This window comes from Micromonospora sp. NPDC003197 (assembly GCF_053590565.1).
Genome location: NZ_JBSFTE010000017.1, coordinates 34,078 through 60,452, shown reverse-complemented (window position 1 = coordinate 60,452; position 26,375 = coordinate 34,078). Strand labels below are relative to the sequence as shown.

Below are 26,375 nucleotides of genomic sequence, written 5' to 3'. Positions count from 1 at the left end.
CGCGCCCGAACCGTTCAGGCGGAACTGTCGAACCGGCCGCTGATCCTGGCTGTTCAGGTGGTCGACCGTCGGCCGGCTCGACCTGCTCATCCCGGCGGCTGCGCGGCGTCGACCACAGCGAAGGCCGGAATGCCTCCGGCGTCCATCGGTTGCAGGACCGCCGTTGATCCGTACAGGTTGGCCAATCCCACCGACCCACGCAGACCAGGTGGCGCCAGCGGTGTCACGTCCTTGATCAGGCTGCTACTGATCGCCAGCCAGAACCCATCGTCGTCAGGCTGGCTCTGCGTGATCACCGGACCCGACAGGCTGGTCCACCACTGCCCGATCTGCTCTCGTACGGACCGTCCCGCCACCAGCTCCAACCGGACGTAACCCCAGTCCTGCGGCACCCGCCTCGGCAGCTGCCCCACCGCCGCGACCGCCATCCGCACCAACGACCGGTTCAGGCTTGCTTCGTATGCCTCCCGAGTCGACACCGCCGCCTCCCGAGTCGACGACGAGCCAACGATCGCGGTCGAGATCCCTGCTCCCTGGGCGAGCCGCAGGTAGCGCCACACCGCCAAAGCCATGTCGTTGTCGACGAACACCCCCAACGGCCCGGTGCTCAGGGCGGCACGCAGGTCCGCGTGGTACTGCCCCGGTGGCGTCATCATCCGCACCGCCAGCCGGTCCGCGGGTGCGACACGCCAGCCCGCCCCGACCGGGAAGTCCAGTTGACCCGGCGTCAGCCAGCTCTCCTCCAGCGAGGTGTTCAGGGTGAGATAGCTGGACGGGGTGTTCTGCGGAAACTGCCTGGACAACGGCTTCGGCTCGACCCACAGATCGGTCGGATCACCCGGCAGTCGGCCGGTCACGGCGAAGAACCCGGCCGCCGAATGGGAACGGCTCTCCCCCGTACTCTCCGGGCGGTACGCCGCGACCGTCATCACCCGGTAGTGATCGATGTAGACGGTGCCGCCGGCCGCCACGACGGTCGTCCGCACTCCGGTCCGATGCGACAGCTCGTCGGCGAGGAGCTGCGCCACGGGCAGGAACGGAGCAGCCCCCTCGGTCTGGGCGTACGGGTTGCACGAGCTGAACAGGATCGTTCGGCCCGGCGAGTAGTAGGGATCCCGCGCGATGACCTCCGCCAGGTCTGCCGGCGAGAAGCCGTCGTCATGGACCTCGACGCCGGACACGGTCCCATGTACGGCGATGAGGTACATGTCCTCCCCGAGCGGAAGCCGGAAAGCGTGGAGATACAGGCGCACCACCGGATCGGCCGGGTTGCCGGCGAAGACCCGCCCATCCGGCACCGGGAAGCTGTGGTTGAACAGCCTGACCGCCGCCGCACTGAGACCATCCGGAGGTCGAACCGTCAGCACGACCTCGTTCTCGACCGTCGGTAGCTCCTGCACGAACTGCTCCGCCGGCACAAGATCGCTCTGCTGGTGGCCCGGACCACCCATGAGCAGCGGCCCGAAGGAGTCGACCAGACCCTGATCCGGCCCGGGTCGGAAGCCCGCCCACCCGGTACCGGCCTCGGCCGTGACCTTCAACAGCAGGTGTCCGCCAGGATTCGCGTAGACGCCGAGCCGGCCGGCGGCGATCCCGTCCGGGGTCAACGTCAACTGCCCGGTCGCCGCCACGATCGGGGCCTGGAGGAGATCGGCTATCCGTTTCGCCGCCGGGTTCGCCCCGTACGCCGGCGAGTCCATGACGAGCAGCGGCGTCAGCCCGTCCCACCGCTGCCGATGCAGCCGCAGCACCGCGGCTATCTCCCCGTGGTCCTCCTGGAGGGACCTGCCGACGAAGACGGGGTACAGCCCGGCCAGAGGCTGCGGGTAATGCGACATCAGCCGCTGGATGTGCCCCTGATCGGAACCTCCCCGGCCGAGGTGGGCTGTCTTCCTGACGTCATCGAAGCCGTAGCTCCAGTTGTCGATGTCCGCCGGTACCACGCGACAGGTGGCGAAGGTGTCGCTCGCCTCCGTCGTCAGCTCCCAGGCCTGGGTCGGCCGGGCCAGGTTTGCCAGGGCTACCGGCCCGAACACGTGACCGTGTCCGAATCCGGGTGCGGCCCGCAACAGCGCATTGTCGATCTCCACCTCGACCGTGTTCTCCGGTACGTCCTCCTGCCTCGCCCCCGCCAACACCGGCAGACCCATCGGGTTGTTCAACCAGTACATGATCGACGGCAGCGGATCGTCCTCGTTCGGATACGGCCCCTCGGGCAGATAGGCATAGCTGACCCCGGCCGGCATCGGCGGCAGCTTCCCGATCGCCGCCACCGCCGTCTCCACCTGCCGCCACCGGCCCGGATCCTGCTGCCTCAGGCGCTCCGCCTGCGTACGCAGATCCGGCATCTGGCCAGGCTGTCCCGTACCTGCCTCGATCCGCTCCAGGATGCTTGGCCACGCCTCCGTGACCTGCCACAACGCCAGCAACTCCGCGGTACCGAGCTGCATCACCAGGTCCAGCGGCACCTGATCGATCACTGCGGTCAGGTCCTGGTATCCGCCATCGACAGTGTGATCCGACGACGGCTCCGCCACGATCGTGGTCCAGCGGACCGGCTGCGCCAGCTCGACGGCCAACTTCGGAACGGACACCCCCATCTCCAGTGACCGCATCACCTCCACCAGCTCGCCGTCGAGGATCCGGTCGGCGGCGGTGCGGTCCGCTGGGTACCAGGTCCAGGGCACGCGCCGGTCGGCACCGAGCCGCAGCCGGCCGTCCGGCTCGGTCGCCCCGGTGACGTCGGTGGCGACCACCTGACCGCTGGTCGTGGTGTACACCACCCCTGCGGTGGCCAGGACGCCGACGCCCAACCGGTCACGCAACTGCTCCGCGAAGGACCGTATGCCGTCGCGCGGTACCCGTCCCGCCTCACAGGCGACCAGCAGGATGTCCGGACTGCCCGGCCCCCAGCCATGGGTCGTACGCAGATGGTCGGCGAACTCGACCGCCGTCATCCGCCGACCCTCCACCTGGATCAGCTGGGTCGCCGCGTCGAAGTGCGTCACCACGGTCAGGGTGTTCGCCGTTCGCGGTGCGATCGCCGCTGCGGCCCGTTCCGCTTCGGCGAGCGGCGAAATCGGATCGCTGAGCAGAAGCACGTGCCCCGCAGCGGACGCCGCCTGGCTCCGTACGTCAGCCGCGCCCGACGTACCGGTGGACCGCACGACGGTCAACTCCCCGAGAGCCCGGGCCAGATCCCCGGTCAGCGCCCGGGAGGCACCGCCGGATGCGGGATACCACTTCCAGCCGAGCCCCGTTGTCGAGCCCAGCCCGGCTACCCGCAGCATGCTCCGGTGGCCCGGGCGCTGGTGGAGTTCGGGTCCTCCGCTGACCGTCCCCGTGCCGGTGGTGAGCACGGTGCCCCGGGCCGCCAGCACCCCCACTCCGAGTTCCTCCTGCAACTGGCGGGCGAACGAGCGGCCGGATCGACCGAGCATCGACCGTGGCGAGCGGCCGGCAACGCTCGCGACCAGCACGATGTCGGGTCCACCACGCTCCGGCCAGCCATGCTCGGCGCGTAGGTAGGTAGCGAAGTCCCTGGCCGCCAACTGCCGGTCGCCCACCCGGATACGCTGCTGGACCGGGTCGAACTCGGTCACGACCGTGAGCATCCCGGCGGCGGGGACCGCCTGGGCCGCTGCCGCCCCGTCCAAGGACCCTGCCGCCCCGTCGGTCGAGGATGTCCCGAGCCACAACGTCGTACCGCCGGTAGCCGCCAACGTCGCAGTGGTCGAGGTCGCGGCCGAATCCCCGGTCAACTCCACCAGTTCCCGTACGGTCGCGTCGAGGGCGAGCTTCGCCGTGTACCAGGTGTCCTGTGCCGTGAGCCACCGCTGGGCGAGGTCGGCATGCTCGGTCCGGCGCAACTCGTCCCAGTCCAGCGGGGTCACCGCACCTGCGTCGAACTCGCCGGTGATCCGCTGTTGTTCGAGTTCCAGGTCGACGGCCTGCCACTCCTGGAACCGGGTGGTCACGGTCATGGCCTGCGCGTTCGCCCTGGCGAGCAGCGTCATCGCGGTCGGATCACCGGCGAAGCCCAGGTGCTGGGCGGCGTCGCGAAGGTCCATCCAGACCGGGGTGGAGTCCGGGACGAGCAGCACCGACTGCGCGGTGTTCGACCCGACGGCGTGGTGGACCTCGACGGCGACGACGATCTCCTCGGTCCACTCGACCTGAGCGCTGGGCTGGAGCTTGTTCACCAGGCCGACATCGGTGGTGATGTTCTGCCCGGCGCTGCCGCTCACACCCTCCCGGGTGTCGCCATAGCCGGTGAGCGCGCCGCCCGCCGAGGTGGCGTTCGGGTCGATGTCCTTGATCGCACCCCAACTGCCGCCCACCTGCCCGCCCGTCGGGCCGGTGTCGTCGGGCTGGTAGGCACCGCTGAGGGTCCCGATCGGCACCCCGATCCGGGCCACATTGGCGGTCACCGTGCTGCCGATGACCCGCCCGGCCCGTACGTCGCGCAGTTGCGGCGGCGAGACAACGGAGAGCCGGGCTCTGGCCACCCGGCTGTACAGGGTGACCGTGACCCGGCTGCCGGTCGCTGTCGGCTCGACCAGATCGACGCTGTACGGCCTGGCCAGCCGCATCATGGTGCTGCCCCACATCGCGGTCTGGCTGAACGCCGTCATGAGCTGGTGGGTGAGCGGCGCGCCCAGCCGGGCCAGTCCGTCCTCCCCCAGGTCGTGCAGGGTCCGCACGATCGCCGCCTGGACGAGCGCCGCTCCCCGGAAGTCCGACGGCTGGTACTTGACCGGCACCGGCACGGCTGCGGCGGCCTGCCAGCGCCGCAGCTCGGTGTCGGTCCGGACGGACCGCTTTTCGAACGATCCCGGGGGCGGGGCGGGGTGCCCTGCTCCACCCGGGGTGCTGAGGTGATTGGCCACCCGGTCCAGGACCACCTCGTGCGTACGCGTCAGCGGTGCGCCGAGCACCTTCCCCTGGTGGTAGGCGGTGATCTGGAAGGTGACGGTCTGCGCTATCCGGGCCCATGCTCCGCCGGCGTCGACGACCAGGTAGGTCCGGTCGCTGACGGTGTTGGTGGCGGAGACTGTGCTGACGTGGCCGGTCCGGTCGGTGACCTCGCCGCCGCCCCCGCCGGTGCCGGCCTGGCCGAGCAGTTGAGCGGTCCCGGCCAGATCCGCCCGATGGGTCCCGCTGCTGGACTGGGTTGTCGTCGCCACCCCCGCGACGTTCATCTCCAGCGTCTTCGGTGCCGGCAGCAGCCGATCCAGCCGGGGGCCGGTCGGCCTGCCGTGCGCATCGACCGCGAGGACCTGCATAACGACCTGGACCGACTCCCGACCGACCACGCCGGGGTATTCGAGCAGGAACGACGATCCACCGTCGACCAGTTCGCCCCAGTGCGACGCGAGGTACTCGACGGTGGTGTGCCCCAACACCGTGTCGGTGTTGACCAGGCTCGTCAGGTTCGTCCCCAGCAGTGGCGTGTCCGAACCGACCAGCGCCGGCAGTCGCAACTCCCGCAGCCACCGCAGCACCGCGCTGCCCAACGCCGGCGGGTTCAGTGGTCGACCGGTGCCGAGGTTGGCCGGCGGCGCCGCCAGTGACGTCGGGAGGGTCATCGGGGTGCGCGGAGCGGTGTGGAACATCTGCGGCAGGGCCAGCATCGGCAGACTGCTCGGTGCCGCCATGGGCGGACGGAGTACGCCCATGCGCCGGGCCAGGTCCGAGGTCATCAGGCCGTACAGCCTGGCACCGTCGACCATCCGGGAGGCCCGGTACGTCCGGTCGGCGCGGAAGGTCTGCTGCTCGGTCAGGACCACGTGCACCACGAACCTGACCGTGGCATTGACCGTCAGTTGGATGCCCCGTTCGCCGCTGAAGGTCTCGTTGCGCTCGATCTCGCCGCTGGTGGCCGACTGCCTCCCGTGCTCACGTTCGACGCCCAGCCGTCCGGCCAGCTGTCCCTTCAGCGTGGTCGAGGCGGTGGGGACGGAGATCCGACCCCCGGCCGAGAGATCGGCATGGAAGGCCCGACTCCGCGAGTTGATCAGCCCCTGTGATCCCGAGGTGCCGTGCTCGATGTCGTGCCGCACCATCCCCTCCGGGCCGGGCGTCGCGTTCGTTACCACGGCCCGGACATACACCGCCGCCTTGACCGCGCTGTCCCCGAGCACCTCACCGAGGTTGGCCAAGAGCACCGCCTGGCGGGACATCGAGGGCAGCATCGCGGCCAGCCGATCGGCATTGACCTGCTGGAGCAGTTGCAGGTGCCCGAAGGAGCCGAGTACCTCGACGCCGAGGGCCGTTCCCCGGCCGACCGGCAGCTTGGCGAACCGACGCCACGGGTCGTCCGCGACCATCGCGTCCCGCGCCTGACGTAGTGCCGAGCCGATGGCACCGCGAAGCGCCGCCGCCCCATCGACGTAGAAGACGTGGTCCCAGTGGGTCACCTCGCCGGTCTGCGGTGCGGCCAGGCTCAGGTCTTCGACGAGGTTCGCGTCCAGCTCGACGACGCTCGTGGTCAACTCGTCCAGGGACAGTGCCTCGGCCGCCGCCTGCCCGGCCTGGAAGGTCCGGTCGTGCGACACCGAGAAGGCCAGCCCCTGTTCGAACGTGTCCAGCGCGACGACCTGGTCGTTGGCCGCCAACTGCCGGGTGGTGGCCAGTCGTACCGGCTGCGGCACCTCGTCCAGCATTCGGCTGCCGAAGCTCCGTGGCCAGTCGGTGGGTTCCTTGAGGGCGTACAGCTCCATCGTGAACCGGAGCTGGTCGGCGAAGACGGCGGTCTGCTTGTCCCCGGCGTCGAGGTACGTCTCGTTCGCCATGTTGGTGGCGGACGCGCCACGACGTCGGGTGTAGCGCAGCCGGCCGACGGCGGACACGTTGCCGCCCAGCAGCGCCTCGGCCCGTAGTTCGTACCCTCTGATCCTGGTCGCCCTGCGCTGGTGCGTCTTGGCGATGACCCGGAGGTTGCGCAACGGGGTGCGCCGCAGCCGCTGCGGGTCCGTCGGTGAACTCGACCCCCGGTACGACCCCAGGTAGGTGGGACCTCGATGTCGGTCGACCCGCTCCGCCGTCAGCAGAACGACCAGACTGCGGCGACTCGCCGCCCCCAGGTACGGCAGGTGGATCACCAGGGTGTCCGAGGTGAGCGTGAGCAGGTCGGCGGCGAGCCGGGTCGGCCCGGCCTGGGTGGAGAGGCTTCCCGCGTTCTCCAGCGCCTGGACCACGTTCCGCATGATCCTCTTCTGCGTGTACCCGACCCGAGCGTCGTTCCAGGTCGGTAGGAATCGGCTGGTGTCCCGGTTCTCGGGCAGCGCCAGAATCTGTTGGATCCGCTCGGCGAGGGTCGCGGCCAACAGGTACACGCCGTACGCCGTGGTCTGCCCCGGACGCAGCCGGCCGTCCTGCCACATGTAGCGCGGCAGGATCCGGTTTCCTCCGGAACTGTCGGTCAACTGCGCGAGACGATCGATCAGCAGCTGGTCGGCGGACCGACTCCGTTGGGAAACGGCAACCGTCGGCGTGGCTGGTTCGACAGCCGATGTGATGACCGGTTCGACCGCCGATGTGGTGGCCGCCCCGACAGCCGATGTGACCAGCGGACTCGGTGTCGTGGCCGGCTCGGCGACCAACGAGGTGGGTGCGGGCAGCGGACGTTCCGGCGCCAGGTGTGCGGTTGCCTGCGCCAGGTGTGCGGTTGCCTGCGCCAGGTGTGCGGTGGCCGCCGCCACCAGGTCGAGCGCAGCCCGTTCGACGACGACGATCCGCACCGTCACGGGTGCGTTGACCTGCGGTCCCCGACGGGTCAGGATCCGCGACCGGTACGCCGCCTGACGTAGCTCCACCTCGTAGGTGGTCCGATACAGGCCGGTCGCCACCCGGTTCAGCTCCTGGGTGGGCCGACTGGTCGTAGCCAGCACGGCAGAGCTGCTCGACGAGGCGGCCAGCTTGACCCGGGGCCCCACGAGCAGCTTGAGCAGACCGAGATTCGCCCCGCTGTACGCCGCGAACCGGCTACCGGTGCTGCTCACCGCCTCGATACCCGCCTCGTAGGACGCGGTCGGTTGGAAGCGTAGCCAGGACTCCTCGCCCACCTCGCCCAACTGCTGCACCGCCACCAACCGCATCCGGGCTTGGACGCCGGTGGCGTAGCGGGGCAGGCCGAACCACCGCTTGGACATCACCAGTTGGGGCGGCTGGTCGCTCTTGAGCTGGCCGGACAGATCCGGGCCGGCAAAGTTCCGGCGGATCTGCTTCCGACCGGTGCTGCCCGGATCCGCCACGGACTGCCCCGCCAACAGGTGGAGCAGACGTCCGGCGAGACCACCGTCGTCGACGACCTGGACCGGGTAGAGACCGGGCTGCAGTAGCGCCACCGCCGCCTGGTCGAGTTGGTGCACCGGCTGGTTCTCTGTCGGGGTCAGCAGACCGAGCCCTGCGGTCAGCCGGAAGAAGTGCTTACCGGCCAGCCGGTTGATCGCCGCGTCCGGGTCGGTCGGCGGGACGTTCGCCCCCGCCTCCCCCACCACGATCCGGACCACCACCGTGGACTCGACCAGAAACGAGTCGTTCTCGCCGAAGAGCATGTAGTTGTCGGTGACACTGGTCGAGCTGGTCGCACCGTACGCCGGGCGTGCCAACTGCGCACCGGCACCGACCGACACCGGGACCCCGGCGAGTTCCATCGGCGCGACCAGCATCGCCGATCCGGCCTGCTGGTCGACCCGACCGACCGAGGCACCCTGCACCGCCCGCTGGAAGTGGCTGAGTCGGTGCCCCGGCTCGTGGTGGACCCGGTCGTCGGACGCGGGGCGGGGCAGCAACTGCACCCACACCGTACGCATCCGCGATCCGCTCAGCACCGAGCCGGAACTCGACTCGACCTCGTACGCCTGCGCGGTGTGCAGGAACGTCTGCGGTGCCGTGGACAGGTCGGCCAGGAGTTCGGCGGCGCTGGTCACCGACAGGCCGAAGTGGCGTAGGACGCTGGTTGCCTCCTCCACCAGCCGCGCCGACCAGTCGGTCAACTCCAGCAGGTCGGCGGGGTTGTTCAGCAACTGCGGCACCGCCATGACGGCAGCGCGTACCTTCGCCGCGTTCTCGGCGTTGGCCTCGATCACTCCCGCCCAGACCGGGTCGGTCAGGGGCACGGTGGTGCTCGTCGACGCTTCGGCCAGCCCCGCCGTGTTCGCAATCCGGGTGGGAACGGGCGGCGAGAGCAGGGACCGGCCGGTGGCAGGCACCCTCCGGTTGAACACCGCCGCCGCCAGGTGCGCCGACCTGCCCCAGTGCACCGGTTCCAGCGGCCCACCTGGCGTGGGTACCTGGACGATACCGCCCCGGATCTGCGGCAGAACCTTCGTCAGGTGCGGTCCCATGGTCTGTGCCGGTACGGCCGGGTTCGGCGGGTACCACTTCCAGCCAACGGCCGGGCCAAGACGTCCCAGGGTGAACACCAGCCGGCCCTCAGCCCGGCGCAAGCCGATGTCGTCCGCCACCACCTCACCGTCGGCCCGGGTGAACGCCGAGGCCCGAGGGGCCAGGACACCGACCCCGAGTTCCGCACGTAGCTGCCGGGCGAACGACTGCCCCGAGCGAACGCCCAGCCAGGATCTCGGGGACCGACCTGCCGTACAGGAGATCAGCAACACGTTCGGGCCAGCCACCGGCGGCCAGCCGTAGTTCGTACGCAGGTGTTCGGCGAACTCGCGGGCGGTCAGATAACGCTTCCCCACCTGGATCCGCTGACCCGCTTCATCGAAGTGGCTCATCACCGTCAGCAGATTCGCCGCCCCGGGAGCGGCCTCCACCGCCGCCCGCTCCGCCGCGAACTCCTGTGGCCCCCGGCTCCCCAACCACAACACGTACCCGCCCGACGCAGCCCGGGACCGGACGTCCGGCACCACCTCGACCCGTGGCCCCAACCCGTCCCCCGGATCGGCCACCGGCCGCACGAACACGTCCGCACCGAACAGATTCGCCAACCCCACCGAACCGGGCGACTGCCCGGCCAACACCGACACGTCCCGGACCAGCTCCGGACTGACCGCGACCAGCACCTCACCCGGCGCCGGCGTCGCCGTGCCCCAGGTGCGCACCGGTCCGGGCCCCGGCTCAGCCACCCACTCGCGTACCAACTGACGTACGTCCGTCCTCCCCGCCCCCGCCGGCAACGTCAGATAGCCCCACCTACCCGAGTCAGCAGGCTGATGCCGCTGCCCTGGCATCGCGTCGACCGTCGCCACCGCCGCGCGAACCAGGCCCCGCCACAGACTGGCCTCGTATGCCGCGAGGCCCGTCCTGCCCTGGCCGGTGGTCTCGTCGAGCATCGACGTGCGCGAGTCAATGTCGACGTACTGGTCCAGATATCGGTACACCGCCCGCAGCCCCTGCTCTGACAGAGGCTGCCAGCCCGCCGGCAGGTCTCGGCGGGCGACGACGACGTCCTCCTCGTACTGACCGCCAGGCCCGACCAACTCCGCCGCCATCAGGTCGCTCTCCCGTAACCGCCAGCCAGTGGCAACCGGGAAGTTCAACGCGCTGGGCACCCTAAGAAACGCGCCGGCCGGCGCGGGCAGCTCTTCTGACAATCGCGGAGCGTTGTCCGGGAAACGCTCCTGCGCCGCCTCCGGCTGCCGCAACGGCTCACCCACGCGGCGTCCGTACACGCGGTAGAACCGAGCGGCCGGGTGGTCCGGATCGGATACCAGCGCGGGCGCGCCACGCTTCACCGGCTGGTTCACCGCAACGAACCACTGGTCGGTCAGGTTGTTGTGCAGCACCAATCCACCGGCTGCCAGCAGGGCAACCTCCTGGTCGAGGCGCTGCGCCAGAGCGTCCGCAACCCGCTGGGCCACCGGCAGGAACGGCACCTCGCCGGCAACCTGGGAGTACGGGTTGCAGGCCGTCAGCAACAACTCTGGGCGCTGCCCCTGCCAGTACGGATCGTTCAGGACCATGTCGGCCACCGCGGCCGCGCCGAAATCCCTACCTTCGGTAATGCCCGTGCCCCACGGCCCGCCGTGCATGACTATGGTGTACACACCCGGTATGGGGTGGGCACGCACCGTCCCCATAAGCAGCAGCAGGTCACGTGGGGCCGGCGGGTTGCCCAGAACAATACGGGCACCAGGTGCCACGACACTGGACGCAAAGAGTTCTCTGGTGTCTCCATCCAGCTCCGGGGGCAGGTTCAGGCCCAGATCAGCGGTAGCGACGGCGTCGAAGGTCGGCAACCACTGCACAGGCTCTGCAGCCGAAAGATGCACAGGGGAATCGATGCGGAGAGAAGGGCCGAAGTTCCTCCTGGCAGCCAGCCGGCTGGTGCCGGAGAACGGACGAAGTAGCCGCCAACCCTTCTTTCGCTCCAGGGCGGGCAGCAGCTTCAATCCATCAGCGGTGCCATATACGCCTGCCCGCCCCGCGACGATCCGTCCCTGGACAACACCAACCGATCCGATCGGTGCCGCCACCTTGCGGGCGAGTCGGTTGCTCAGTCGTTGCGCAAGCGGGTTGCTGTCGCGGTGCATGGCGTCGGCAAGAAAGAGGATCGTCTTTCCAGCCCACACGTCCTGGTTGACCCTGAGGTACGCCGCGATCTCCCCGGCCACGTCCACGGAGCCCGAGCCATCCGCTCGGCTGACAAACGTCGGCACGTTGTGAATGAAAACCGGATAGTACTGATCGGATGGTGCCGCGCGCCATGCCGTCTTCAATGCCGCCACACTCGGTGAATCGATGCCATTGACCGCCCAGGTCAGACCAAGTTCATCCCGCGAGATTCTCGGTGAGGCGTGAAGGAGCTTCACGACGAAGCCGTCCGTGTCGTTTCCGAGTAGCTGCCATGGCTGGTAGGCAAGAGCGGCAAAGCCAACCGGCGTTCCCCACGCGACCTGCCCCAGACCAGCTCCCGAGAGGATGAGCTCATTGCTGACCTGAACCTCGATGACGTCGGTCAGCGGACCGGTACGCCGCGCACTGGTCAGGATCGGCCCGTATTCGCTTCGATTGAACCGGTACAGCAGCGAGTCCTCCGCTGACCGATTCGGCACGGGCTCCAGATAGGCGTAGCTGTAGCCATCCGGGTCGTCCATCTCTGGAAGCTCAGCCAACGCGGCCCAGACCGGCTCTACCAACGTCTCCCACAGGATCCGGGAAGGTCCCTCATTTTTTATGTCATCCGGGTCGATTTCGGGTGTCAAGTCCCAGTCCCGCACGTACCGCCACAACGCCAGCAGATCCGCGTCGCTCACCGACAGGTCCGGTGCCGCCGCCCGGGCCGCGATCAGATCCGGGTCACTCGCCAGGCTCGCGGTGTCGGCGCTCAGGGCGGAAGACGAAGCCAGCAGCGGGACGCTCGGTGCGCTCCAGCTGACCGACTGCAACGGCCGAGCCGGCGTGGGCATCGAGACAGCGGTACGGCGCAGTTCCCGCAGGCTGGCCAACAGATCAGGGCCCAGTTCCTGGGCTGGGACGGACTGGTCTCGTGGATACCACCGCCAGCCTGCCCCCGGCTGTTGCGCCGCAACCGGACGCAGTTGCACGCCGCCCCCGGGGGCGGAAACGACCTCGATACCGGCCGCCACCACCCGACCGTTGGGCAACGTGTACGCCGGCCCGCCGGGCGCGAGCACCCCGACCCCCAGTTCGGCCCGCAGCCGCTCGGCGAACGACCCCAGTGGCGGCACCGACCGGCCCGCTCCACAGGCGACCAGCAACACGTCCGGACCGCCCGAGGGCGGCCAGCCATAGTTCGTACGCAGCTGGTCGGCGAACTCCGTCGCCGTCAGGAACCGGTCCCCCACCTGGATCCGCTGACCAGCCTCGTCGAAGTGGCTCACCACGGTCAGCAGGTTCGCCGCCCGGGGCGCCACCGCCACCGCCGCCCGCTCCGCCACCACATCCTGCGGACCCCGGCTCCCCAACCACAACACATGCCCACCCGACGCGGCCCGAGACCGCACGTCCGGCACCACCTCGATCCGTGGTCCCAGCCCATCGCCCCGATCGGCCACCGGTCGCACGAACACGTCCGCACCGAACAGATTCGCCAACCCCACGGAACCCGCCGCTGGCCCGGCCAGCACCGACACGTCCCGGACCAACTCCGGACCGATCGCCACCAGAACGGTATTCGGGGCGGGGGACGCCACACCCCTGGTACGCACCGGCCCCACCACCGCGTTGGCCAGCCAGTCGACCACCGCCTGCCGCGGGTCGACGGCCGACGACACCGGAACACTGACATACCCCCACCCGCCCGAGTCGGCCGGTCGGGGCGGGGTGGCCGGCCAGGCACTCACCGCCGCCACCGCCGTACGCACCAGGCCCCGCCACAGACCGGCCTCGAACGCCGCGAGCCCGGTCCGGGCCACAGCGTTCTCGTCGAGCATCGAGGTGAGCGATGCGATGTGGTCGTACGCCCGCAGATAGCGCCACAGCGCTGGGGTCCGGTGCTCGTGGTGGACCGCGTCAGGCAGGCCGAGCGCCTCGACCGCCCGTACGTCCGCCGCGTACTGGCCACCGGGTCCGACCAGCTCTGTCGCCATCAGGTCGGCGGGCTCCATGTGCCAGTCACCGACCACCGGAAAGGGCAGGTCCACGGGCACCGGATAGATCGGCGACGTGTCGTCCGAGGGTGTGTTCACCGGAGTGGTCCCCACCGGGTACCAGCGCTCCATCGGCACCGGTGCCGCCAGAGGCTCGCCGTCTCTACGCCCGAACACCCGGAAGAACCGCGCGGCCGGATGGCTGTCACTCGGCACCGCCACCGAGCCGTCGGGACGAGGTACGTAGACCTCGACCAGCCGTACGCCCTCGGGTTCGGAGGTGACCACCGTGCCACCGGCGGCCAGCACCGTCACCGGCTGACCGAGTTGCCGCACCAGTGCGTCGGCGACCAGTTGGGCCACCGGGAGGAACGGCACCCCGTCGGGACGCTGGGCGTACGAGTTGCAGAAGGTCAGCAGCAGTTCGGGACGGTTGCCGGATTCGTCCGCGATCCAGTACGGGTCCACGGCGAGCGCCTCGGCCAGCACCTCCGCGCTGAAGAGTTCGCTGCCGACCGCGATCCCGGTCGGCTTGGCGTGCAGGTCGACCTCGTACATCCCCGGCACGCCGTCGCTGCGGACCCGTTCCAACACCAGGGCAAGGTCCTCCGCGCGAGGTGGATTCCCGTAGATGAGCCGCCCGCCCGGTACCAGGACGCTGCTTTCGAACAGCAGCTCGGCGTCGTCACTGAGCACGTCGTCATCCGCCAGGTCGGGTGCCTCGTCGCGGGGTAGTGCCTGCGGCTGGTCCAGGGTTGGCAACCACTGGCGGAGTTCACCGGTTTCCGGGAGGCTGACGCTGGCCGATCCGCCGAGGACCGGGCCGAAGGCCGCTGACGGAGCCAGGTGCGGATTGGGCCAGAAGTTCGCCCAGCCGGACCGGTTCCCGGCCACAAGCCGCATCGAGAGCGTCTCGTCCGGAGCTTCGAAGATTCCGAGTCGCCCAGCAACGATCCGGCCGCCGATCACCATAACCGCCCCGGTGGCGGCCACCACCCGATGTTGGAGCAGTTCGGCGACCCGCTGGGCGAACGGGTTTCCCCGGGTGGACAGGGCGTCGGCGATGAGGACCGGAATCCGGCCCTGCCAGACCGCGCGATTCACCCGCAGATACGCGGCCAGCGTCGTCGCCCGGTCCCGTGCGGCACCGTTCCGGTAGTCCAGCAGGACATCCTCGGGCGCGTTGTAGAGGAAGACCGGGTACAGGTCAGGGTTCTGCCCCGGATCCCACGCCCGGCGAAGCCGCTCCACGCCCGGGTGCGGCGCTTCCCAGTGGACGACCATGCCCGTGGCGTCGACCTGCTGCTGCGACGCGTCGACCATGGGGGGTCGCAGGGCAAAGGCGACACCCTCCCCCGGCCGTCCGATCCTGAGTTCCCATTCCTGATGGGCCGGCATCGTCAGGCCCGCAGGTTCCCCCGCCTCGACCCCCGAGATGCCGCTGACCGACCTGACGAGGGCGTTGCTGAACTCGACCTCCACGGTGCCGTCGGGTACGGGGCGGCGCGGCCCGGTCGGGGTCGGTCCGAGGGCGCGATTGTTCAGCATCTCGAGGAGTGACGCAACGATGGGACGTCCCGGCGGCAACCGCAGATAGGCGTAGCTGACCCCGTTCCGGTCGCCGACCCAGGGCAGTGCCTCCCACACGGCCAGGGTGGGCTGGACCAGGCGGGTCCACAGGTTCCGGTCCGGCCCCGGGGTGCTGATGCCGGCCTCGGTGAGACGGGTGGTCAGGTTTCGGTCCCGCACGTACCGCCACAGCGCCACCAGCTGGTCGGCGTCGAGTCGCATGCCCAGGGCCGGCGACAGGCGTTGCACCGCGGCCGTCAGGTCCGTTGTGTATGCGTCGTCGGGCGGAGCAGCCAGCATGGTGCTAGCCCCGGCCGAGGCGAGCACAACCGCGCCGACATCGTTGGCCGGCGGGTCCGCAGAGCGGTCCGCCCACTCCACCGGCTGTAGGGCCAGCCCTTCCGACTCGGACGAGGTGACCTCGCCCTGGCTCAGGCGGTGCAACACCTGGGTGAGCGAGGCAGATAGATCGACCACTGACGATGTCTGACCGGCCGGATACCACGTCCAGCCGGCGGCTGGACCGGCCGGTGCGGGCAGCATCCGGAGTCCGCCCGACGCGTTCGGTGTGACGGCGACGCCCCCGGCCACCACCGCACCGGTGGCCAGGGTCGTCACCTGCGTCTGCGCCGCGAGCACGCCGACTCCGAGGGCGGTACGTAACTGCTCGGCGAACGACGTACCGCTGGGCCTTCCGTCCGGCCCGCGTGGTGGGCGTCCCGCCCCGCAGGCCACCAGCAACACGTCCGGCCCACCCTGTGGTGGCCAGCCATGCTCCGTCCGTAGGTAGTCGGCGAACTCCAGCGCGGTCAGGCGTCGCTCGCCCACCTGGAGACGCTGGCTCGTCTCGTCGAAGTGCGTCACCACCGTCAGCAGGTTCGCTGCCCGGGGCGCTACCGCCGCAGCCGCCCGCTCCGCCACGACGGCAGCCGAATCCCCGTTGCCGAGCCAGAGCACACCACCGGTGCGAGACACCGTCGCGGCGGTGACCGGGGTGGGCAACTGCTGGGGACTCGGTTCGGTGTGGTTCGGGTTGACGTTCTGCGGGGTACCCAGGAAGGCGTTGCGGAAATCGTCCACCGTGTCCGCCGTCGACTCGACGGGATTCACGGTCGAGGGTGGGATGACCTGGTCCGGTGCCTGGTCGAGCGCGGCGAGCACCGCCTCGTACTGTGCGTCGACCTCTTCGGCGATGGGCGGGAGCAGTGCGATCGGGGTTGTCCTGGCCAACGGCTGGACCGGGGCCAGCCGGTCGGTACCGAACTCCTTGGTGCGCTGCTTGGCTGGCACGACGGACGTGAGGACGTCGAGGGCGATACCCAGTTGGAGGGCCCCCACCTGGTCGACGACCAGTTCGACACCACCGGTGGTGCGCACCACCGTCTGACCGGCGGCCTCAATCTCGTATTCCAGCGTGCTGTAGACGAAGTAGACCGAGGTGTCGTTCCGCAGCCAGGCCCGATGTTCGATCCAGTTGGTCTGGTCGATGCCGATGGTCTTGCCGCTCTCCTTGCTGGCGGCGAACCTCGGCCCGACCTTGTTCTGCGGTGCCACCTCGAACCCGAGAGTGAGCGAACCACTCACGCCCATCTGGACATTGCGATTGCGGTTGTGGATGGCCGAGTCGGTGCCGTGGTCGTAGTTCTCCAGTTCGGCCTTTTCCATGAAGTAGATCTGCCGCAGTTCACCGAAGCGCGCCCGCACCGTGAGGTACCCGTTCCGGGCCTGGAGCGCGCCGTCGGCGGTGACCACCCAGCGGAGCGGGGCACCGCCGGTGAGCATCAGCGGCAGGATGTTGCGCATGCTCTCGAACGTCAGCGGCTGGACCGTGCCGCGTGCCCCCTGCTCCGACAGGGGCGTGACGGTGGCCGGGTCGTGGTGTCGAACCAGCGGGGTGTCGGCGAGCGCGGCGTAGATGTCCTGAAGACCCCGGACCCCGAGGATGCGGTACGTGTCCGGCAATGCACCGTTGGCGAGCTGGAAGCCGAAGGCGAGAGCCGGAGTACCTCGTGGCACGGTTCCCTCAGTCGGCACGCTGACCACGTGTTCGGAGGTCACGTCGAATCGCCGGAGTGCTGGTCCCGCATGCCCCAGCAGGGTCTTGACCAGGGACTCGCTCCTGATCTCGCGGAGGACACCGCGATAGCGGATGGCCTGGGTGAAGTCGGTGAGCTTGTTGGCGCGTAATCCCTCCATGAACAGCAGAAGCGACCCCCGGCTGTCCGACTGGTCGGTGCGCGTGGTCGCGGAAAACGCGGCGCTGATCGCGGCCGGTCCACCAACGCCCAGCAGGTTTGCGGCTACACCGAGTGACGAGACGTTACGGCGGCTGGCGTCCCGGGCTTTGTTGCCCCGCTCGTAGAGCTTTCCGCCGGTGGCACCGGGGCGGCTGTCCCGTGCCGGGCCGACCAGTTCGGCGGTCAGTACCAGCTCGAAGCGCCGTGTGCCCACCGAGTACGTCCACGACGCGCCACCGTCGAACAACCGCGCCATGTACGCGCCCAGTCCACTCGGCAGCGACATGACCTGTAGGACCAGCTCCGGTCCGCCGACTTCTTTCGCCACCCTTTCCAGCTCGGCCAGTAGGGCACCGAAGCCGAAGCGGGTGTTGCCGCCGTTGAACAGGAGCGGCCACACGGCGGACCAGGAGTTGCCGTCCTGGAGGGCGACCGGTGGGTCGAGTTCCGTCGACAGGTCACGAGTCAACGCCGGTGCGGGCGGTGCGGCCGGTACGGGAGCGGTGATGTGCGCGTCGAGCAGGCGGTTGTTGTCGAACTCGTGCCGGTTGGCGACCACATCGCTCAACAGCACGTTGAGCAGGATCTCGCCCGGGCTGGAGATCATGCGGCCGTCCGCCGTGGCAATCCAGTTGATGACCGCCGTGCGGACGATCACCATCTTGGTGTCCTGGTAGATGGCCCGGTAGCTGCCGACGGTGGAGAGCGAGGAGACGCCTTCCCCCTCACCCCGATTCCTGGTGATCGAGACATCGCCGCTGATGTGGTCGGACCGGCCGCCGAACTGCCCCTGCCAACCCCGTTGCCGTAGCTTGTCGCTGCCCTGCTCGTGGCCGACCTGACTCTCGACGATCTGCTGCGTGTACGGGAACCAGACCTTGACGATCTGGGGTCGGCCGACCGGTTGGGTGACCAGCGCGACCCGCTGCTCGCCGAGGGGAATCATCGCGGCCCCGGACAGGCCACGCATCAGCGCGCTCTTGTAGGCGACGGTGCTCAGCCCCTGCCAGACGGCCTCCTTCGACAGACCTGGGATGGCCTGCTGGATGACCCGCTTCTGCAGCTCCCCCACACCCCTGGTGCCCATCGTCGTGTAGATGGCCGCCGCCATCCGTTCGAGTACCGAGGACGCCACGACCAGCGGTTTGAGCGGCGGTAGCGGGGCTTCCTCCTTCGTGCCGTGCAGCGCGTCCGGCTGGAGCAGGGTCACCGTCCCCGGCACCACGTCACCGGCCAACCGGGTGTCGTCACCACGCTCGGCGAACCAGTGCCAGCGGATCGGCAGGTGGTAGCGGGAGCTGGGCATCTTCTGACCGTCGGTGTCGGAGGTCAGCGCGGTCGACTGGGTCCGGCCGAGCTTGTCGGTCGACGATGCGGTGCCCTGCCGACCGTACTGACCGAGAACGTTGGCGTCGACCGGCAACAGGTCCACGGCCGCATACCCGGAGAGGTCCCGGGAACTACCGGAGACCTGCTTGGTCGTCATGGTGTCGACGCTGGTGTGGCCGTACTGGATCTGGTATTTGGTCACGCCCTGGTGCGTGCTGTCGCCAGCGATCTCAGCCCACAGCCCGACAGTGAGGCGCTGCTCCTGCACCTCGGGGTGGTCCGGGTGCGGAAAGGTCAGGGTCACGCCAGGCTGCTCTGCCTCGGCCCCCAGGACGTCATCGGAGAGGGTCCGCAACGCGTCCTCGGAGAGCTGGCTCAGGAGCATGCGCCAGTTGGTGTACGCCTGACCGGGCAGGTTGGTGTCCGCTCCGGTCCGGGAGAGGGTGTTCAGGTGCTCCCACGGCGTCATGCCGTCCACCACTGCCGTCGTTGGCAGGTAGCCCGCGTCGACCAGGGCCGGGACGATGCTGTCGTACAGCTGCGGCACCCCGTCGAGGCGCTCGACGAAGTCCATGGTGATCCCGAAGCCGTCGAGTTTCCACCAGGTCTTCGTGTCGTCCGGCGCGGCATCCTTGGCCAACTGTGCGTCCTCGGCGGCGTCGGCCTTCTGGTGCGCCGGCACGGTCGGCTCGGACCACTGCAGCGGCGTCGCGTTCCGCTCGTTGGGGCTCGCCAGCGCGCGCAGATCGGCCGAGTGCATCATCAGATGGGCGTAGCCGGTCAGCTCCACCGGCTCGCGGTCGACCTGCCCGTCACCGCCCCGATGGTCGACGTCCAACTGGACTGTGAAGTCGGCCAGGACAAACTGGAGCGTCCCACCGACCCGGCGGGCCCGGGTCAACCAGGCGCGGTGGTGCCGAATCTCCTGCAGTGCCCGGCGCCAGGTGTACCGCCCGGTGCCACCGAGCCTGAGCACCCGCTTCAGGGCCCGCAACCCGGCGCTACCGGTGATTCGCTTGCCGTCTGCCTGGTTGACGTTACGCAAGATCTTGCGGACGACGGCGATGACCCAGTCGAAGCGGGTCTCCCCGCTCCGGCTCACCTCGCTGATTTTCATGATCTTGTTGATCGGCTGTTCCTGAGCACCGCTGGTCAGGCTGAAGCTGAGGAACTTCCCGTCCCGCTCCAGCGTCTGCCGAAACACCTGCTGGTAGTTCTGCTCGCTGCCGGGCCGCAGGATGTTCTTCAGCCCCATCGTCAGCTGGTCGTTGGTCAGGTACGCCTCGACCACCGGTTTCCAGAAGGCGTAGTCCGCCGGGGAGAGCTTGGACCGAAGCCCGGCCAACACCTGGTCGGCCAGCTGCACCCGGGATGCGGCGAAGTCCATCCGCCACACCGGGAACTGCTCCGCGCTGGTTACCGGGATCTCCCGCAGGTAGTCCGGGTCGGTGCCCGGCTGCTGCTGCGCCTCCGCCGCCGAGTACGGCAACTGGAACTGCGCCACCGCGTACGTGACCGTGTCCCGCCGCAGGCCACCGGCCGGATTCTCGAAGAAGAACTCCTGCCACCGGAGGGTCTGCCGGTCCTCCACCCGGGCCACCCAGGTGACCGGCAACAGCACGTCGCCGACCGGCTCCTTGATCCGCAACTGCTGGTAGTCGGCGATTGCGGTCGCATCGAGGCGACGCCGGTCCGTCGCGGCCGACTGGCCGTACGAGACGGTAGCGTCCAGCCGCGTCGAGCTGATCGTCTCCGGCACCCCGAGTTCCGCCCGGTAGGCCAGGCCCAGGTCCCAGCTGAATCCACTCGTCGAAGTCTGGGAAATCGCCAGATCGCGGTACCGGTACACCCGGTTTTCCAGCTTGGCCGGACGCCGGGTGCTCCCCTCCTCCTTGGCACCCAACAAGCTGCCCGCGGCGACCTTGGGCGGGGCCGTCGGCACCGGCCACAGGCGAATGTCGTACCGCTTACCGCCGACCTCGACCGGAATGCTGAGACCGTCGTCGAGGCCCTGCCCGAAGAGGGAGACGAGCTTCTGCCGTACCTCGGTTGCGCCGATCGGGTGGTCTGCTTCGGGGATGATCCCGTTGAGCCAGTTGGTCAACTCCGGCACGAACGGCAACTCGCCGATGGCATGGAACGCACTGACCAACCGGCTGTGATCGACGTTGGGTGCCATCCCCGGTGGCGTGGGACGGTTCGAGGGATTGCCCTCGTGCCACTGCCTGACGACCGACGCCGCGAGCACCTCACGCAGGCTGCGCCGGTCGGTCAGGCTGCGCGGCTTGTTCCGGCTCTTCGCCAGCTCCGCCTCGGCGTCCCGGACCAGTTGCGCCATCTCGATCAGCTCAGCGGCGCCCACCGTGCGGCTACTACCGAGCAGTTCGAGCGCCATCGGCCGGTAGTCGGACAGGTCGGTGAACCGACGGTCACCCCGACCGGTGAAGAACTTGCGCCGGACCTGGACCAGCCGTTCGAAGTCCGCGAGGGTCGGCGGTGCCGCCGGGGCCGACGCTGGCGCCGACCCTGAGGGCGCCGATGCGCCGGTGGTCTCCGGCGTCGCACCGGGGTACGCCCTCCGCCACAGCAGATCCGCCTCCGCTCGGCGCGCGGCCGGCGAATCGGGTTGCCCCATCCGCTTGAGGCCGTGACGGCGTTGCCGCTCCAGCACCGACCGGAAGTGCTTGGAACCCTGCACTCCCGGGATCCGCACGACATGCGTACGGACCTGCCGGCCGGCCCAGGCCACCACCCGGTTACGGTCCCGCCACCGCTGCCGGGCCTGTGCCTCGGTCGCCACGGTCCTCAGCCGCTGCCAGGTGAGCGGTGTGCCGTCCCCGAGCAGCCGGTCCAGGTCACTCCACCGCACTGGCCGATCGAACGTGCGGCCATCGTTCTGCTTCGCGTACCGGCGGTAGGCCAACTCGATGGCGTGGCCGAGCACCGCCACATTGGCCGCGGTCGGGGCGAACATCATCCCCGTCGGCAACTCCCGGAGCAGGCCACGGATCTCCAGCTGCCGGTCCGGGGAGAAAGCTGTGGTGTCCCCGTTCAGCAGCTGTAGAGGTGTGCCCTCCGCCCCGCTGACGGTCGGCTGGTCGGCAGCCACGCTGTCCGAGCTGGGCTGGGTTGCCGGGTTTCCGTCGAGTTCCTGGCGGAGCACGGCGAACTGCTCGCGTCGTACCAACGCGGCGCGGGTCACCTCCGCGCCGGCTTCGAGCAGGTCATTGACGTGCTCCCGCAGCACCGTCAGATGCTGGTCGGTGACGGCCGCGACCGTCGGGCCGAAGACCGCGCGCACCAACGGCAGGTAGTCCTCTGGCCGCAACGCGTCCGGGGTACGCCCCAACGCACCGGTCCAGAGCGGGGACTCCCGGTACAACACTCGATTGAGCCACTGCTCGGCGCGATCCGTCCCGTGGGTGAGCGCCTGGTCGGCCTGCCTACCCGACCACGCCTGCCACTCCCGCTCCTGCTCGGGACGGGCGTTGAGCATCCGTACGACGACCGACTGCTCCGGAAGCCGCCCCTCGGTGAGTGCCTTCGCGACCGCGCTCCGATAGTCGCGGAGCGCCTCGGTCAACTGTTGGAACTCGGGAATGTCACGGGATAGACGCTGCTCGGCATGCGCCGCCCGCAGTTCGAGTACCGGCAGCATCTGGGCGGCCCAGACGCCGTCCCGTTGCCGGGCGTCGGCTGAGACGGCCTGCCCCGCTCCCGAGCTGGACCCCGAATCCGGGTTCGTGATGGTCGGGTTAGCGGCGAGCTGTGTCTCCGGCGACGTGGGAGGGGGCTGGGGCGGTTGCCAGGTCGTCGCGTCGTAGTGGTTGGTCCCGTTGTAGTAGACCCAGACCCTCGGATTCTCTTCCCGGCCGAAGGCACGATGGTAGGAAACCGGTGCCGGGTCGGCGGAGGGGATGGGGCTGGCCTGGATGAACAGGTCCAACGCGCCGGCCAGCAACGGACCGAACGCCTCCCCCTCGACCTGATACCACGACTCCTGCCAGCTCGCCACGCCGGCGACGATCAGCGCCATCTCCTCCGGCCGGACCGGAATCGCAAGGTCGGCACTGCCGATGCCGACCGCCGCCAGTTCGGTCCCGTACGCCCGCATCTGGAAGGCACCCTGCCGGAGCGCCTCGGTCAGCTCGCCGTTACCCAGACGGGTGCGCACGAGCGCGACCACGTGCTCGGCTATCGTCTGCGCCTCGACGGGAAACTCACGTGGTAGGCCGGATCGCGTCCACTCGTCCAACTGGCGCAGGCTCTGGTCCAGTTGCGCCGGCCGGTCGGCCACACCGTCCTGGAAGGTACGCCGCAACGCCGCGGCCACCAGGTTGGGCGCTGACATGATCAACGCGTACGCCAGGCAGAGTCCGTCACCCCGCACCGGATAACGCGCGGTCGGTCCGGTGTCCGGCGGAGTCGTCTCCCGCGCCCATTTGGCCCAACTCGGCGGGCTGTCCGTGGTGGACATCGACGGGATGGAGCCGGTCGTCGACTCCGGGCCGGTCGTCGTCTCTTCGGCCAGGACGACCGACTGTGCCCAGTGCATCGACGTGTCGAGGTTGCCGTGCAACGTGGTCGGCGACGCGTCGGACTCCCCGGGAAACAGTTGCCAGGCCGCCTGCCCGTCGGTGGTGATGAACGGCCGGCCGGTCGCGGAAACCGCGAACGTACCGGTGAAGGCGGCCCCGCTCGGCGAGGTCCAGACGTCCCCCGTCGCCGCCACGACCGGCAGCCCCAACTCGTCCCGCAGTCGCTGCGCGAACGACGTGCCGTCCGGGCCGGGCCGGGCGGCACCACACGCCACCAGCAGGATCGGGCGGCCGAACGCCCCCTCCGGCTGAGCCCGTATCCACGCGGCGAACTGTCGTGCGTCCAGTACCCGGTCGCCGACCTGGACGCCTCCCGGTACGCCGTGCGCGATGATCGTGAACCAGGCGGCCCCGTCGGTGGTGCGGTACAGCGGCAACGCTCGCGCGTTCGTGATCAGGTGCGCGCTGTCGCCAGAACCCGGGACGTACCGTCCGGCGGGAATTGCCACGCTGGCACCGCCAACCGACGACGACGGCGACGGCGACGGCGACGAGACCGGGGTCGGGGTCGTAGCTGCCGCCCCGGAAGTCTGCCCATTTTCCGCAATCGTCTGCTCGATTAGCGTGAGCTGTGTCCGTACCGTGCGCAGCAGGCCTGCCGCCGCCTCGGTCCCGCTGTCCTGTTCCACCTGACGCAAACTCGTACGGGCAGCGGCGAGCCAGGATCGGACCAGGCCCCGATGTGTCTCCGGCAGGGCCTCAACGTTTCTGGCCTCAAGGTCGGTGAGTTGCTGACGGAGTTCGGTGACCTGGTTGCCGAGCGAGGAAATGAGCGCGTCCGGTTTCCGCAGGTCACCCTGGTCCAGCCGGGTCGGGGCGGGAGCCGCGACCGGCACCACCCCTGATACAACCTGCTGCTGCGGTGCCGACGACCCGAGCGGATCCGTCTTCTTCACCGTCACCGTCGCAGTCGCAGTCGCAGTCGCAGTGGCAGTGGCGGTCGAGGCCGGCACCGCCGCCAGTTCCACTGTCGCCGAAGTCTCGGCCTCGACGGTGACCGGATCGACGTCCACCAGGACCGAATCGGCAGCAACGTCCACCAGGGCCGGATCGACCTCGACCGGTTCGACAGCTATCGACACCGATGCATCAACCGCCGCCGGCACCGCTGCCGCGAGCTGCGCCAACCGGGCCTCGACCTCGGCCTTGAACCCGTCGCTCTGCTTGATCGCCTGGACCGTCTCGACGACCCGACGCAACGAGACCGGTCCCGGGGCCGCCGTCAGCCGGGCGAGCAACTCGTCGCGGACGTGGGCGACGATGGTGTCCCGCAGCGCGATCCGGTCCAGCGCCGAGACGACGACAGTGGGATTCGCTGCCAGCCACTGGTCGGCAACCGCCTCCACCTCACTGCCGGTGAACGCGTGGGTGTACAGCAACCCGGCCCACGCCCCGGTACCCAGCCCCGCGACCTCGTGGACGTCGTCGACGAACTCCTGCCACCGCTGCTCCATCGCCCGCACCTCGTCCGGGGAGGTGGGGGTGATGGAGTCACCGGTGACCGGGTCGGTGGCGAAGACCAGCGGGCCGAACACGTCGTCGAAGTGCTTCTCCGCCTGCCGGAGCCACTCGTCGCGTAGCTCCGCCGGCAGCTCCGTACCGGTCTCCATGGTCGTCGTCGTTCCCGGCACGTCGAGGTCCGTACCCAACGACTCGTCCAGCAGTGTCGCCAGTCCGCCGATCTCCTCGGCCCGCCGCTGCTCGAAGAATTCGGTTCGCGCCTGCTCACCTGCGGTCTCGGTGAACAGCGTGGTGTAGTCCAGGGTCCCCGTCGACAGGCCACCACCGAATCCGGTGCCGGTCGGAACGCTGCCCGGGCCGGTCGCGGCGCTGGTGGGCTTCCCCGCGCCACCGGAGCCGGCGGCCGGGCTGGTCGCCGGGCTGGTCGTCTTCTCCGGTGTCGGCTGGGCCGTACCCGGGTTACCACCGGTGACGTACGGCGGCGGTGCCTCCCGGTCGTCCAGGACGAACTCATCCGCCTGGGGCAGTTGGGTGTAGGTGGGGACCGGATCGTAGTCGGCCGGATCGGCCTCCAGCTTGCTGCCGGTCTTCTCGTCGGTCTTGTCGTCGGCCTTCGGATCCTGCTTCGGGTCGGCCGGCAGGTCCTTGAGGATGTCCGGCGGCGGACCGAGCGTGATATTGGCACCGAAGAGTTTGCCCAGGGCGAACTGGAGAGTGCTGTTGGTGAAGATCGGCCGCCGGCTGCGGTTCTTCATCGGATGTTCGATCGCGCCCTCGACGGCCCCGGAGGAGAGACCACCCACGAAGCCACTCCGCGCCCCGATGTCATCCCCGCCGCTGTCCGCGATCTTGTCGGCGATCAACTCGGGCAGCCCTTCGGCCAGCGAGTTCTTGACCACGGTGCCGATGAAGCTCTTGCCCAACGGCAGGCGGCGCATCCAGCCCAGACCCCAGCCGATTGCCCCACCCAGTGCACCGATGCCGGCCATGAAGCCGGTCTTCTGCAGGTCCCAGTCCTTGATGTCGCGGGTCTTGAGGACGACCACCTGGAAGGTCTGCACCGCAGCGTCGAGCGCCACCATGAAGAGGGCACCCTGTAGCACGCTCATCGCCAGCCGCTTCAACAGGCGGATCGCCAGTTGCCGGAACGTCTCGATCAGCGGTGCCGTCGCCGTGGTCGTCGCCCCGAAGGTCACGATGGCCAGGTACAGCAGCTTCATGAGCATGTACAGGAGCATCGCCGCGAGACCGATGATCATCAGTTTCGCGTACTCGATCTCCAGCGCGACCTTGCGGGCGCCCGCCGACACTTCCTCGATCGCCTTGAGCAGGTTCGGCAGCACCGATTCGGTGCCACCGGCGATGCGGGACAGGAACTCCCGGGCCGCCTCCAGGGCCGGCCCCTCCCCGGCCGCCTCCAACCCGGCGATCACCGCCCGCAGTTGGTTCTCCAGCGGCGCGAGGTCGCTACCAAGGCGCTCCCACGCGTCGGCCAGGGCGCGCATCCCGTCCTCGTCGCCCTTGGGCCAGTTCTCCCCCACCAGCACAAAGGTGATCCACTGAAGTTCCTCGGGGGGTCCAGGAATGCTCATCGCGGTTACGTCCTCATCGGCTGCATCCGGCAGGGTGGTTGTCGCGGGTTGCGTCGGGTCGCGTCCGTG

The 26,375-nt window shown here is 69.4% G+C and carries 1 protein-coding gene; it reads right to left on the bottom strand.

The genetic code is table 11. From position 1 onward, the window contains the following. Window positions 1–86: 86 nt before the first annotated feature. Window positions 87–26,306: a WXG100-like domain-containing protein gene (locus tag ACWDV4_RS19705; RefSeq protein ID WP_449980849.1), complete on the bottom strand. Its 26,220-nt coding sequence runs from the start codon at window positions 26,304–26,306 to the stop codon at window positions 87–89. Window positions 26,307–26,375: the final 69 nt, after the last annotated feature.

Coding starts and splice junctions, on each gene's coding strand:
- ACWDV4_RS19705 (WP_449980849.1), bottom strand. CDS start 26,306: ATGAGCATTCCTGGACCCCCCGAGGAACTTCAGTGGATCACCTTTGTG.